Here is a 12,583-nt window from a genome sequence, read left to right on the forward strand (position 1 = left end):
GTTCCGCACGAACAGGCCCGAGCGGCTTGATACACCTAGCGGGCGGACCAGCCGCCGTCCATGGTGTAGCTCGCGCCGGTGACCATGCCGGCGTCGTCCGAGGCCAGCCACGCCACCAGCGAGGCGACCTCCTCCGGCTCGACCAGGCGCTTCACAGCCGCCTCGGTGAGCATGATCTTGGCGAGCACCTCGGACTCCGGGATGCCGTGCACCTTGGCCTGGTCGGCGATCTGCGACTCCACGAGCGGCGTGCGGACGTACCCGGGGTTAATGCAATTGGAAGTAACACCGTGGGCGCCGCCTTCCAGCGCCGTCACCTTGCTCAGCCCTTCCAGGCCGTGCTTGGCCGAGACGTAGGCACTCTTGAACGGCGAGGCGCGTAGACCGTGCACCGATGACAGGTTGATGATCCGGCCGAAATTGTTCGCGTACATGTGCGGCAGCGCAGCACGGATCAGCAGGAACGGCGCTTCCAGCATGAGCGTGATGATCCGGCGGAAATCGGCCGGATCGAAGTCCTCGATCGGGCTGATGCGCTGGATCCCTGCGTTGTTGACCAGGATGTCGCAGTCCAGGGTCAGCGTCTGCAGCGCTTCGACGTCGAGCAGGTTCACGCCCCAGGCGGTGCCCCCCACTTCGTCGGCAAGGGTACGGGCGGCGGCTTCGTCGACGTCGGCCACCACAACCTTCGCGCCCCTTGCGGCGAGCGCACGAACGCTGGCAGCGCCGATGCCGCCCGCGCCGCCGGTGACCAGTGCCTTGCGGCCGTTGAGCGAGTTTTCCATATACCCAGCCTTCCAGTTCAGAGAGTTTGCCACCGTGGTATGGGCTCCGTTGAGTATGGCCGCAGATTCCCGGCCGCTCAATGGTCAAAAGGGCACGATGTGTGTGCAGAATTGCACATATGAATGCAAACCCTGACGACCTGCTCGTGCTGCTGGCGGTCTCCCGCTCGGCGAAGTTCACGACCGCGGCCCAGGTCCTTGGCCTGAACCACACCACGGTCTCCCGCAGGATCGCCGCCCTGGAGAAGTCGCTGGGTGGCCGGGTGCTGTCCCGCGCTTCCGGCGGCTGGGAACTCACCGACCTCGGCGCCGCGGCGGTCGCCGTCGCCGAAGAGGTGGAGAGCGCCGTCCGCTCGCTGGAACAGCCCGGCACGACGCCGGACCCGATCACCGGCGTCGTACGCATGACGGCGACCGACGGTTTCAGCGCCTACATCGCCGCTCCCGCAGTGGCGCGGCTGCGCCGGGACCACCCCGGGCTCAGCGTGGAGATCATCACGGTGACCCGGCGTGCCCTGCAGCAGCGTTCCGGGCTCGACATCGAGGTGGTGGTCGGTGAGCCGCAGGTGCACCGGGCCGAGGCCGCCCGGCTGGGCGAGTACATGCTGGGCATGTACGCCTCCCGGAGCTATCTAGCGGAATACGGAACGCCGGCATCGGTGGATGAACTCAAGGAGCACCCACTGGTCTATTTTGTCGATTCGATGCTTCAGGTGGATGACCTTGACGCGCCGCGCCGGCTGGTGCCCACGATGCGGGACGGGCTGAGCTCAACCAACGTCTTCGTCCATGTGGAGGCGACGCGGGCGGGGGCGGGAATTGGTTTTCTGCCCTGCTTTGCCGCGGACCTGCACCAGGATCTGGTTCGATTGCTGCCCGAGCAGTTCGCGGAGCTGCTCCCCTACTGGATGGTGCTTCGGCCCGATTCTTTGCGCCGGCCGGCCGTGGCGGCCGTCGTGCAGGCCCTGCGCGAGCAGACCGAGGCACACCGCGAGGCGCTGATGGGCCGCGGAACCCCTTCGACTGCTCCGTAGGGGTCGCGTTTTGGGGTGCCAAAACGACCGTTACGGAGCAGCCGATTGGGGTTCGGACGACGGCGGGGCGGGGGCCGGCGGGTCGTGGCGGACCGCGGCGCCGGCTGCGAAGGCCCGTACCTTGGCGTCGTGCCAGAGGTGGGCCGGCACCGCTCCGCCCAGCAGGCGCCGGGCGAGACCGGGATCGTCGTCGAACGGCTGGTCGCTCCCTGCGATGATCATGTTGCCGTAGCGCCGCCCTTTGAGCATCGCCGGGTCCGCGATGATGACTGTGTGCTCGAAAGCTGCCGCGATGGTGGCGGCGTCCTCCCGGGCGTTGGTCAGTGCCGGGGCGTCACCGGAGTTCACGACGTAAACCCCGCCGGGGGCGAGGAGACGCCTGGCATGCTCGGTGAACTCACTCGTGGTCAGCGGCCGCGGGGTGACGGAGCCGCCAAAGACGTCGCGGATGATCAGGTCCCTCGTCTGGGGCGTGAGTCCCTCGGTCACTTCCCTGGCCTCCCCCACGCGCAGGCGCAGCAGCGGTGCCTTCGGCAGGTCGAACCAGCCGCGGACGTAGGCGGCGAGCTTGCCGTCCAGTTCCACCACCACCTGGCGGGCCTCGGGGTATGCCGCATGGAAGTAACGTGCCAGTGAGCATGCTCCTCCGCCGAGGTGCAGGGAACGCAGCTTCGGCCGGCCCGCAGGCGGCCAGCGCGACTCCACCAGGGCCGCAATCCAGCGCATGTACTCAAAGTCGAGGAACAGCGGGTCCGCAAGATCGATATGGGAGCTCATGACGCCGTTGATCCGCAGCAGCCAGCCGGTCGAATTGTCCTGGTCCGGGATCAGCTCGCAGTCCCCGGTGTCGATGTAGTACACCCCTGCAACCGGACCGTCCGGACGGGCGCCCTTGGGCACTTCCACTACTCCCGGCGTCGAGGCGCCCGCGTGCCGCGCCGCGGCCCTGCCCCGCTTGGCCATCAGCGGCTCTCCGGTTGACTCATGCTTCCACCCTAGCGGGCCGCCCCGAAGGGATTTTCAGCTTCGTCTTGTAATCCGATGGCAAGCGTGCTTACTATTCATTAGTAATCATGCTTACTATTCGAGTTCGGCGCTGCTGGTCGGCTAGCCGGCAGCAGATCTACAAGGAAAGAGAGCGACGATGACAGAGAACCAATGGCCCCAGGACAGCACCTACGGCACCCCCGAGGTGCAGGGCGACACTGAACTGCGGCAAACCTCGACGTTCCCGCCCGCTTCCACCGGGACTTCCACTGGAACGTCCACGAAGAAAGACGCCGCCAAGGACGAGGCCAGCGAAGTGAAGGACCAGGCCGCAGCCTCGGCACAGAACGTGGCCGAAACCGCGAAGACCGAAGCGGCCAACGTCGCCGGCGAAGTCAAGAGCAACGCCAAGGACCTCATCAACCAGGCCCGGACGGACCTCACCTCGCAGGCGGGCACGCAGCAGCAGAAGGCCGCCCAGGGCCTGCGCTCCATCTCCGAGGAACTGCACACGATGGCGGGCGCTTCCGATCAACCCGGCGTCGCCAGCGACCTCATCCGCCAGGTTGCGGACCGCTCCTCGAGCATGGCCACCTGGCTTGATAACCGCGACCCGGGCTCGCTGCTTAACGAGGTAAAGTCCTTTGCCCGCCAGCGCCCCGGCACGTTCCTGATGGTTGCTGCAGGTGCAGGCGTTCTCGCCGGACGCCTCAGCCGCAGCCTCAGCGCAGGCGCCCCGGGCACGGAATCCACCGGCACCTCCGGTACCGCCGCGCAGTACAACACCCCGGTTACCCGGGTGCCCGATGCCGGCATCGCAGTCCCGCCGCCGCCGGTTACCTACCCGGAAACGACAACGGCCGGCCTGGCTGACACCTACCCGGCCAACCCGCTCGCGGGTTCCGGTACCCAGTCGGATCAGTGGGCGAGCGATCCGTTGGCCGCCGATCCGTACCGAGTCGATCCGGTAATCGAGTCGGACCGTGAGGATCCGTTCGACGGAGGCCGTCGATGAGCACCGAGATGCCTATGGGCGCCCCGACGCCTCCCCCCGAGTCCCACATCAAGGCGGAGAACAACTCCCTGGGTGATCTGCTCGGCGACGTTACGCGCGACATGTCCACCCTGATGCGTCAGGAAGTGGAACTCGCCAAGGCCGAACTGAAGCAGACCACCAGCCGCGCGGGTAAAGGCGGCGGCATGCTTGCCGGTGCCGGCGTCGCAGGCCACTTTGTCCTGCTGTTCCTTTCCCTGGCGCTCTGGTGGGGACTGGGAACTCTGATGGGACTGGGTTGGTCCGGCGTTGTCGTCGCGATCATCTGGGGCATCATCGGCGCCATCCTGGCTTCGATGGGCCGCAAGGAGCTCAAAGCGATCAAGGGCATGCCCCAGACCGCCGAGACGATTCAGGAAATCCCCCCGACCCTCAAGCCCAGCCACTAAAGCGAGGAAAACACCATGAGTGAAAACCCGGATGCCATCCGCGCCGACATTGAAGCAACACGTGCCCGGCTCGGAACCAACGTAGATGCCGTAGCCGACAAGGTCACGCCGTCGCACATCGTCCAGCGCCAGACTGACAAGGTCAAGGACGCCGTCTTTGGAGTGAAGGAGAAAGTCATGGGAGCAGCCGACCACACCGCCGGCCACGTGCAGTCCACCGGCGGCAGCGCCTCCTCGCACCTCAGCGACGCCGGCTCCGCAGTAGCCGACGCGCCGCACCAAGTGAAAGCCAAAGCGCAGGGCAACCCGCTTGCCGCCGGGCTCATCGCCTTCGGTGCCGGCCTTCTGGTCTCTTCCCTGATCCCGGCCAGCCAGAAGGAGCGCGAAGCAGCCGACAGCCTCAAGACGGCGGCCGAACCGCTGACGACGGAGCTGACCGAGGCTGCACAGCATGTAGCCGAGGGACTCAAGGAGCCGGCCCAGGCCGCCATGGACAACGTCAAGGCCACGGCCACCGACGCTGCCCAGAACGTCAAGGGCGAGGGCCAGACGGCGGTCTCCGACGTCAAGGACCGCGCCGCTGACGCCAAGGACAACGTCCAGCAGGCCTAGCCTGACCCTGAAGACGGCCGGTTGCCCTCGCTGACGCGGCGGGCAGCCGGCCGCTGCGCTTAACCACGAAAGAAGATCCCGATGGCCAAGAATTTCACCAAGGCGGAAACTGGTTCCATGGACGACGCCGAAACCGCGAAGAGCAGCACCGCGAAGGCCCGGACGGCCCCTGCCCCGGACGATGCACGCAAGCCGGACGGCCCGACCGACGTCGCCAAGCCCTCCTGGAAGTACATCTCCAAAAAGACCCTGCGCGAGTTCACCAAAGACCAGTGCCCCGACCTGGCCGCGGCGCTGACGTACTACTCGGTGCTGTCCATTTTCCCGGCACTGCTGGCGCTGGTTTCCCTCCTCGGGATCTTCGGGGATCCGCAGAAGACCACCTCCGCCCTGCTCGACATCGTCCAGGGCTTCGCTCCGGGGCAGACGCTGGATACCATCCGCCCCGTGGTTCAGGACCTTGCTAGCTCGTCGGCTGCCGGCCTCACGCTGGTCCTCGGCCTCCTCACCGCGCTGTGGTCCGCCTCCGGCTACGTCGGCGCCTTCGCCCGGGCGATGAACCGGGTCTACGAGATCGACGAGGGCCGGCCCTTCATCAAGCTGCGCGGCACCACGCTCGGCGTGACCATCGTGAACCTGCTCATCGTCGTCATTATTGCGGCGATGCTCGTACTGAGCGGGCCCGTGGCAGAATCTGTCGGAAACATGATCGGGCTGGGCGGTGCCTTCCTGACCGTCTGGAACATCGTTAAGTGGCCGGTAATGCTGGTGCTCATCGTCGTGGCGATCGCTATCCTCTACTACGCCACCCCGAACGTGAAACAGCCGAAATTCCGCTGGATGAGCATGGGCTCCGCCATTGCCCTGGTCGTGTTCCTGTTGGCCTCGCTGGCCTTCGGCTTCTACGTGGCCAACTTCAGTAGCTACAACAAGACCTACGGCGCCATCGGCGGCGTCATCGTCGCCCTGCTCTGGCTCTGGATCCTGAACATGTCGCTGCTGTTCGGCGCCGAGTTCGACGCCGAAACCGAGCGCGGCCGCCAGCTCCAGGCCGGCATTGAGGCGGAGGAAACCATCCAGCTGCCTCCTCGGGACACCAAGAAGAGCGACAAGCTTCAGGCCAAGGAGGAAGAAGACATCCGTCACGGCCGCGAGCTGCGAGAAGAGTACGCCAAGCAGAACGGGACGGACTCCGACAGCAACGGCAATGCCAGCGCGCGGGGCACCGGCTCCAACGACGCCGAGCAGGACCGGCGGGGCGGCAGCCACACCGTCTAAACCCAGGTTGAAGTTTCGGCGCAGACGCCGGCCGTTTCGCGGCCTGCCCTGCGGATGACCAGAAGGCGGGCGCCTCCCGGCGCCTGCCTTTTGTGCGCCCGCCTTATGTGCGCCCGCCTTGTGTGCGCCCGCCTTTGTGCGGGCGCTCTTGTGCGTCCTGGAGCCGCAATGCGCCGCGGGTCCAAAGCCCCTAGCCGCTCGAGGCGGGCGGGCTTTTACTGGGGAAACGCACCGCTGGGTGCCAATGCCCGCCTAACCGGGAGGATCCATGCCAACAGCCGCAGGTCCCCCGCCTCCAGCCCTTGCCGTCGGCTATGACGATTCGGACTCCGCGCGCCTTGCCGTCCGCTGGGCCGCCGAGCATGCCGCGGCCAGCGGAATGCCTCTGCGGGTGGTGCACGCCTGGGTGTGGCCCGTGTTCACCAAGAACCTCGGCCCGGTCAGGGGCGTTGCGGGCAGCGGCCTCCGCCACTCCGCCGAGGCCATCCTCGCCGACGGCGTCGCGCTAGCCCGGGAGACGGCTCCGGGGCTCGCCGTCGAGGGCGTGATGGAGGCCGGGCTGCCCGCCCAGGTGTTGCGGCAGGCGGCCGACGGTGCCGGACTCCTGGCGGTGGGAAGCCGCGGCATGGGCGGGGTGCTCGGGCATCTTGCCGGCTCAGTTTGTCTGGAGCTGGCGGGATCCGCCCCGTGCCCGCTGATGGTTGTCCGCCGGCCCCGCTCGCCGGGACGGCCGGTTGCCGTGGGCGTCGATGCAGCGCCCCGGAGCGGGGCGGTGCTGGCCGACGCCGCCCGCTTCGCCGCCGCGGTCGGGGCAGGACTGCAGGTTGTGCACGTGGCCCCGGGCCGGGGCGGCAACCGCGCGGACCGCGGCCGCCACGCCCCGCTGCAGGGCGCCGATTTGCTGGAGCACGCGGTTGCCGAGGCGGGGCGGATCGTGCCCGGGCTGACCGTCTCCGGCACCCTCCGGGAAGGCCAGTCCGCGGCCAGGGAGCTGGTGGAGGCGGCCGCCGACGCGGATGTCCTGGTGCTGGGCCGGCACGAGCGTGACGGTGGCGTGGGCAACACCGTCTCCGCGGTGCTGCACAAGGCACCCTGCAATGTCATGATTACGCGCTGATCCGGATGCGAGCCTGGTGGGTGGCGCAGCCGGGACCCATTGGGTCCGGCCCGCTGGTGTTCGGCGAACGCGCTGACCCGGTGCCCGGCCCGGGTGAGGTCCTGGTCCGCGTGACGGTGTGCGGGGTGTGCCGGACGGACCTGCACCTCGCGGAAGGGGATCTGGTGCCCCGGCACCCCGGCGTCATTCCCGGCCACGAGGTGGTCGGCGAGGTGGTCGGGGCCGGCCCGGGCGCGGCCAGATTCAACAGCGGGGAACGCGTCGGGGTGGCGTGGCTCGGCGGCACGTGCCGGTCCTGCCGGTTCTGCGCCCGGGGGCAGGAAAACCTCTGTTTGTCCCCCACCTTCACCGGCTGGGACCGCGACGGCGGCTACGCCGAACTCATCACGGTCGCCGAAGACTTCGCCTACCGGCTTCCGGACGCCTTCGCTGATGAGGACGCGGCACCGCTGCTGTGCGCGGGCATCATCGGCTTCCGTGCTCTGCTGCGGGCCGATCTGCCGGTCGGCGGCCGGCTGGGTATTTACGGCTTCGGCGCCTCCGCGCACCTCGCAGCGCAGGTCGCGCTGTACCAGGGCGCCCGGCTCTATGTGATGACGCGGTCCCCCGAAGCCCGCCGGCTGGCCCTGGACCTCGGTGCCACGTTCGCCGGCGGGGCGGAGGAGCCGCCGCCGGATCTGCTTGACGCCGCCATCCTCTTCGCTCCGGCCGGCAGCCTGGTCCCGCCCGCGCTCCGGGCCTTGGACCGGGGCGGAACCCTCGCCGTCGCTGGCATCCACCTGAGTGAGATCCCCGCCCTGGACTACGCCGCCGGACTTTTCCAGGAACGCCAGCTGCGTAGCGTCACGGCCAACACCCGCGCCGACGGCGAGGAGTTCCTCCGCATCGCCGCCGAGATTCCGCTCCGGCCAACTACCACCGCCTACCCCTTCGAGGCCGCAGACCAGGCGCTCCGGGACCTTGCCGAAGACCGGGTGACCGGCGCCGCCGTCGTCCGCGTCAGCCCGTAACCCGCCCGGCGGCGCGCAAGAACTCGTGCTGCTCACCGGCGCCCAGGAGCACCTTCTGACTGCCCACCCGCACCAGGACCGGGGCCGCATCACCGGGTGCGGCGGAGACCAGCAGCCGGTCGGTCTCCAGGTGCACCGACAGCAACTGGTCGCGGTACCGGACCTGGAAGTCGACCTGCCGGAGCTGGGCCGGCAGCCGGGGCGTGAAGTCCAGGGCGTCGCGGGTGATCCGCAATCCGGCAAAGCTGCGCTGGACGACGTCGATCGAACCCGCCATGGCGCCCAGGTGGATGCCGGAGCTGGTGGTTCCGCCTTGGGTGTCGTCCAGGTCCGCGTCCAGTGCCTCGCGGAACGTGGCCCAGGCCCGGTCCGGGTCGCGCTGGGCGAGGACTGACGCGTGCGCCACCCGGCTGAGAGTGGAACCGTGCGCCGTCCGGGCGAGGTAGAAGTCCACCGTCGCGGCCATCTGTTCCGGGGTAACGGGGTAACCGAGCCGGTCGAGGAACGCCGTCAACTGGTCTTCACCCAGGACGTAGAGCAGCATCAGGACGTCGGCCTGTTTGGCGAGCCGGTAGCGGTTCGTGCTGTCACCCTCGGCTTCCAGGATCAGGTCCAGCCGTTCGATGTTGCGGTAGCCACGGCGGTAGTGCGCCCAGTCCAGCTCGGGTAAAGCCTCGTAACCGGCGAACTGGCTGATGATGCCGTCCGCGTGGAACGGCACGAACATGCGCCGGCTCAGCCGTCCCCAGGCTGCAGTCTCGGCCGTCGTGATGCCCAGCCGGGCCCGGAGGTCCTCCATGTCGAAGCCCTGGACGGAGCGCATGATCCATTCGGCCTGGTCGAAGACCCAGGCTGCCATGATGTTGGTGTAGGCATTGTCATCCAGTCCGCTACCCGGGTCACCGGGTGCGCCGGTGTGGTACTCGTCCGGCCCCATGACGCCCCTGAGGTGGAACCGGTCGTCCGTGGCGTCGTAGTCAGCCATCGAGGCGAAAAGGCGGGCGACGCTGACGATGAGTTCGGCGCCGTGCTGGGTGAGCCACCCGCGGTCCTGCGTGGCCTCGAAGTACTGCCAGGCGTTGAAGGCTACGGCCAGCCCCACATGGCGCTGCAGATGCGAGTAGTCCGGCATCCAGTGCCCGGACAGCTTGTTGTAGAGCAGCTTCGGGGTCTGCTCAGTGCCGTCGCTGCCGCTCTGCCACGGGAAGAGCGCTCCCCGCAGCCCGGCAGCCCTGGCCGCGTCACGGGCGGTTCCGAGCCGGCGCCAGCGGTAGTCGATCAGCTCGCGCGCCAGCGACGGCAGCCGGGAGTTCAGCACCGGGAGGACGAACAGCTCGTCCCAAAAGACGTGCCCGCGGTAGCCCTCGCCGTGCAGGCCGCGCGCCGGGACGCCGGCATCCAGCTCGGCGGTGTGGGTCGTCAGCGTTTGCAGCAGGTGGAACACGTGCAGGTTCAGGATCAGCTGGGCCTGCGAGGGGGCGTCGGATTCGATAATGAAGGGGGCCAGCAACAGGGACCAGGCCCTTTCATGCTCTGCCCGCAGCGCCTCGAACCCGCCCGAGCGTGCCAGCACGGCCTGCGCCGCGGTCAGCGGCGAGGAAACGGCATGGTCCCGGGAGCTGGCCACCCCCACTGTCTTGGTCACCGTGACCGCTGTCCTGTCTGCCACCGGCACCTCGAAACAGTGCGCGTACAGGCCGCCGAGCTGCTCAAAGGCGCAATTCGCAGGCCCGGACACCTCCGTCCGCAGCGCCAGGGCAATACCGATGCGGCTCTGGCTGGTTTGCACCTGCACCCGCAACCCGACCGCGCCCGGCCCGGCGTCGCTCCTTGCCACCTGCACCGCCGTCAAGTGCCGGGTGGACAATTGCGCGTCCTCCGGGACGTTTGAGTTGGTCACGGCAGTGTCGCAGCCGCTTCGGATGCTGATACTGCCGCTCCAGCCGTCCGCGGTCAGCACGGTTTCCAGTGCCGCAAGGTGTGGTTCCGCCATCGAGACCAGGCGGCGCTGCGTCAGGTGGAGCCGCCGCCCGGCGTCGTCCTCCAGCAGCGCCTCCCGGGTGAGCAGGGCGCGTTTGAGGTCCAGCGTCCGGCGTTCCCGGCGGAGCTTCAGGCCACCCTCGGACCACCATGGGCCGTTTTCTATCCGCAGGTCCAGGTGCAGCCAGTCCGGAAGGTTCACCATGTGCTCATCCACGGTCCGTTGGCCCTGCACGATGCTGGCCAGACGGTTGTAGACCCCCGCCAGGTAGGTTCCGGGGTAGTGGATCTCGCCGCTGCGCTGCTCGGGGGCGGCACCGCGGGTGGCCATGTAGCCGTTGCCCAGGGTGGTCAGCGCTTCCCGGTGGCCCTCGTGCGCCGGATCGAAGCCCGCATAGACGAGCTTCCAGGGGTGGGTGATAACCAGGCCGATGTCGAGCTCACTGACGTCCTCGACCACGATGTCGGCTCCGGCGGCCTCCAGGTCGGCGCGCCGGCCGTTCCGGTCGATGCCCACGACCAGCCCGAAGCCGCCCCGGCGGCCCGCCTCCACCCCGGCCACCGACGTTTCGATGACCATGGCCCGGCCGGGCGGAATGTCCATCCCGTGCACTGCCTCCAGGGGCAGTGCCGGGGAGGGTTTGCCGGGCAGGGCGCGCCGCAGGGCCGCCCGGCCGTCTGCCACCTGGTCGAAGTACCCCGCCAGTCCGACGGCGGCGAGCAGTCCGGCGGCGTCGGGGGCGGAGGTGGCTAGCAGCACCGGGACTCGGCCCGCTTTGAGCCGCTCGAGCAGGGCCACGGTTCCGGGGAAAGGGCGCGGCGGCGCAGCCCCCAGCTGCTCTGCGAAAAGTCCGTCCTGGCGTTTTCCAAGCCCGAACGCTGTCCAGTAGCCCGAGGGGTCCTCGGCCGAGCCCGGTGCGAGCGGAACGCCCCGTGACGCGAAGACGGCTAAAACGCCGTCGGAAGGTGCCCTGCCTTCGATGAGTCCGGTGTATTCGGCGTCTGTCAGCGGGTCCCGGCGGGCGCGCGGGGGGAACCGGGGATCCTGCAGGACCTCGGCAACGAGTTGCTTCCAGGCAGTGGCGCGTTGTTCCGCGGTGTCGAGCACCACGCCGTCCAGTTCGAAGACCACAGCGTCGACCGGCGCCAGTGCGGCTGCGACTGTGGGGGACTCCGTCATGCGCTATTCGTACCAGCCTTCGGGGTCCGGCGACAGTGGCATTCCCGGGCCCCGGCCTTCAGCCAAGGAGCGCATCGAGGGTGGTGAAGCCGTAGCCGGCCTGGCTGATCCGGCTGATGATCTGCGGCAGCGCGTCGGCGTCCAGGGTGGTGGTGTCATCGGGGTTGGAGCCGAGGTGCATCAGGATGATCTCCCCCGGCTGCAGACCGCCCAGCGCCCGGTCAAGAACGGTCTGGGCGCTGATCCCACCGCTGGTGCCTTTCCAGCCCAGGGTGTCCACCGTCCAGCGGACCGACACATAGCCCAATGAGTTCACGGCGGCGATGGTTCGGGCGTCCCGGTCCCCCGAGGGGAAACGGAACAGCGGTCGCGGGTCCGCACCGCCGGCCAGAATCGCGCCCTGCGCCCCCGTCAGCTGATCTGCGATCAGGGCGTTGGAGAGGGCCGTGAAGTTTGGATGCGTCATCGAGTGATTACCCACCCGGTGTCCCGCCGCCACGATCTCGGCAACTGCCGAGGGATTGGCAGCGGCCCAAGTACCGGTAAGGAAGAAGGTGGCCCGCACTCCCGTCTGGTTGAGGGTCCGCAGAATGCTGGGCAGAGCTGCGGCGTTTGCGCCGCCGTCGAAGGTCAGGGCAACCACGCGGCCGGCGTTCGGGATGACCTCCACGTCCGCCCCCCGGAGGGCAGCGGGAAACGGGTCTCCGGGCGGCGCTGGAGGCTCCGGCGCCGGAGGCTCCACCGGTGGCGGGGGCTCCACCGACGGCGGGGGCGGAGCCGGCATCTCGGTTCCCGGCGCCTCCCCGCCCGGCGGCGGCGGGGCGGACGACGGCGGGGCTTCCGGGGACGACGGCGGGGCGGAAGTCACCGGCGTCGAAGGCGGGGCGGAGGATGTAGCCGGCGGGGACACGGAAAGGCTGCCGGTGCCCGATGCCGCCGGCGGCGCAACGCCTCGCGGTGCCGCGCCGAGGACCACCGCCGCCACCACCGCCGCGGCCAGCAGCAGAACAGCAATGGAGACCGCAACCAGCCGGCGCCGGCTGCCGGCAAAGACCGACCACATGCTTCACCTTGGCATCATCCATCCCAGCGGGAGTAGGGCTGAAAGGCCTGCGCAGTAGGATGCAAGGAGACGCAGATGTCCGGTTTTGCGCTGA

12 protein-coding genes are annotated in these 12,583 nt (G+C 68.8%); 8 read left to right on the plus strand and 4 right to left on the minus strand.

The window, feature by feature from the left end; genetic code table 11:
- Positions 1-35 precede the first annotated feature (35 nt).
- Entirely contained in the window at positions 36-842 is an 807-nt protein-coding gene (locus tag QFZ61_RS02355) for a 3-hydroxybutyrate dehydrogenase (protein WP_373427182.1), read from the minus strand.
- A 62-nt stretch (positions 843-904) separates the two neighbouring features.
- On the opposite strand from QFZ61_RS02355, the gene QFZ61_RS02360 reads away from it, so the two are divergent.
- Positions 905-1,819: a LysR family transcriptional regulator gene (locus QFZ61_RS02360; RefSeq protein ID WP_307032959.1), complete on the plus strand. Its 915-nt coding sequence runs from the start codon at positions 905-907 to the stop codon at positions 1,817-1,819.
- A gap of 30 nt (positions 1,820-1,849) precedes the next feature.
- Here QFZ61_RS02360 and QFZ61_RS02365 read toward each other — a convergent pair whose 3' ends face one another.
- Complete coding sequence (locus QFZ61_RS02365; RefSeq protein ID WP_307032961.1) at positions 1,850-2,782, minus strand: spermidine synthase; 933 nt, start codon at positions 2,780-2,782, stop codon at positions 1,850-1,852.
- 181 nt (positions 2,783-2,963) lie between these two features.
- On the opposite strand from QFZ61_RS02365, the gene QFZ61_RS02370 reads away from it, so the two are divergent.
- The 6 genes from QFZ61_RS02370 (at position 2,964) to QFZ61_RS02395 (ending at position 8,266) form a co-directional block, all read left to right on the plus strand.
- Positions 2,964-3,821: a hypothetical protein gene (locus QFZ61_RS02370; protein WP_307032963.1), complete on the plus strand. Its 858-nt coding sequence runs from the start codon at positions 2,964-2,966 to the stop codon at positions 3,819-3,821.
- Positions 3,818-4,249 (plus strand): phage holin family protein, encoded by a 432-nt coding sequence (locus QFZ61_RS02375; protein ID WP_307032966.1) that lies wholly within the window; start codon positions 3,818-3,820, stop codon positions 4,247-4,249. The genes QFZ61_RS02370 and QFZ61_RS02375 overlap by 4 nt, the downstream gene beginning before the upstream one ends.
- Before the next feature lie 15 nt (positions 4,250-4,264).
- Complete coding sequence (locus QFZ61_RS02380; protein WP_307032968.1) at positions 4,265-4,861, plus strand: DUF3618 domain-containing protein; 597 nt, start codon at positions 4,265-4,267, stop codon at positions 4,859-4,861.
- A gap of 81 nt (positions 4,862-4,942) precedes the next feature.
- A complete protein-coding gene (locus tag QFZ61_RS02385; protein WP_307032970.1) occupies positions 4,943-6,139 on the plus strand; it encodes a YihY/virulence factor BrkB family protein in 1,197 nt (398 codons plus the stop codon).
- A 268-nt stretch (positions 6,140-6,407) separates the two neighbouring features.
- Positions 6,408-7,256, plus strand: coding sequence for a universal stress protein (locus QFZ61_RS02390; protein ID WP_307032972.1), 849 nt, complete (start codon positions 6,408-6,410; stop codon positions 7,254-7,256).
- A gap of 20 nt (positions 7,257-7,276) precedes the next feature.
- Complete coding sequence (locus QFZ61_RS02395) at positions 7,277-8,266, plus strand: zinc-dependent alcohol dehydrogenase family protein (RefSeq protein ID WP_373427114.1); 990 nt, start codon at positions 7,277-7,279, stop codon at positions 8,264-8,266.
- Here the strand turns inward: QFZ61_RS02395 and QFZ61_RS02400 are convergent.
- Both QFZ61_RS02400 and QFZ61_RS02405 read right to left on the minus strand, forming a co-directional pair.
- A complete protein-coding gene (locus QFZ61_RS02400; RefSeq protein ID WP_307032976.1) occupies positions 8,256-11,426 on the minus strand; it encodes an HAD family hydrolase in 3,171 nt (1,056 codons plus the stop codon). The two genes, QFZ61_RS02395 and QFZ61_RS02400, sit on opposite strands and share 11 nt — an antisense overlap.
- Before the next feature lie 58 nt (positions 11,427-11,484).
- Entirely contained in the window at positions 11,485-12,096 is a 612-nt protein-coding gene (locus QFZ61_RS02405; protein WP_307032978.1) for a polysaccharide deacetylase family protein, read from the minus strand.
- On the opposite strand from QFZ61_RS02405, the gene QFZ61_RS02410 reads away from it, so the two are divergent.
- Positions 12,086-12,547 carry a hypothetical protein gene (locus QFZ61_RS02410; protein ID WP_307032980.1) on the plus strand — a complete coding sequence of 154 codons (462 nt, stop codon included), beginning with the start codon at positions 12,086-12,088 and terminating at the stop codon, positions 12,545-12,547. The two genes, QFZ61_RS02405 and QFZ61_RS02410, sit on opposite strands and share 11 nt — an antisense overlap.
- Positions 12,548-12,583: the final 36 nt, after the last annotated feature.

This window comes from Arthrobacter sp. B3I4 (assembly GCF_030816855.1).
Lineage (GTDB): Bacteria > Actinomycetota > Actinomycetes > Actinomycetales > Micrococcaceae > Arthrobacter.

What these genes read in the sequence shown, in the direction of transcription:
- QFZ61_RS02360 (WP_307032959.1), top strand. Translation starts at nt 905, where the DNA reads ATGAATGCAAACCCTGACGACCTGCTCGTGCTGCTGGCGGTCTCCCGC.
- QFZ61_RS02365 (WP_307032961.1), bottom strand. Translation starts at nt 2,782, where the DNA reads ATGGCCAAGCGGGGCAGGGCCGCGGCGCGGCACGCGGGCGCCTCGACG.
- QFZ61_RS02370 (WP_307032963.1), top strand. Translation starts at nt 2,964, where the DNA reads ATGACAGAGAACCAATGGCCCCAGGACAGCACCTACGGCACCCCCGAG.
- QFZ61_RS02375 (WP_307032966.1), top strand. Translation starts at nt 3,818, where the DNA reads ATGAGCACCGAGATGCCTATGGGCGCCCCGACGCCTCCCCCCGAGTCC.
- QFZ61_RS02380 (WP_307032968.1), top strand. Translation starts at nt 4,265, where the DNA reads ATGAGTGAAAACCCGGATGCCATCCGCGCCGACATTGAAGCAACACGT.
- QFZ61_RS02385 (WP_307032970.1), top strand. Translation starts at nt 4,943, where the DNA reads ATGGCCAAGAATTTCACCAAGGCGGAAACTGGTTCCATGGACGACGCC.
- QFZ61_RS02390 (WP_307032972.1), top strand. Translation starts at nt 6,408, where the DNA reads ATGCCAACAGCCGCAGGTCCCCCGCCTCCAGCCCTTGCCGTCGGCTAT.
- QFZ61_RS02400 (WP_307032976.1), bottom strand. Translation starts at nt 11,426, where the DNA reads ATGACGGAGTCCCCCACAGTCGCAGCCGCACTGGCGCCGGTCGACGCT.
- QFZ61_RS02410 (WP_307032980.1), top strand. Translation starts at nt 12,086, where the DNA reads ATGACCTCCACGTCCGCCCCCCGGAGGGCAGCGGGAAACGGGTCTCCG.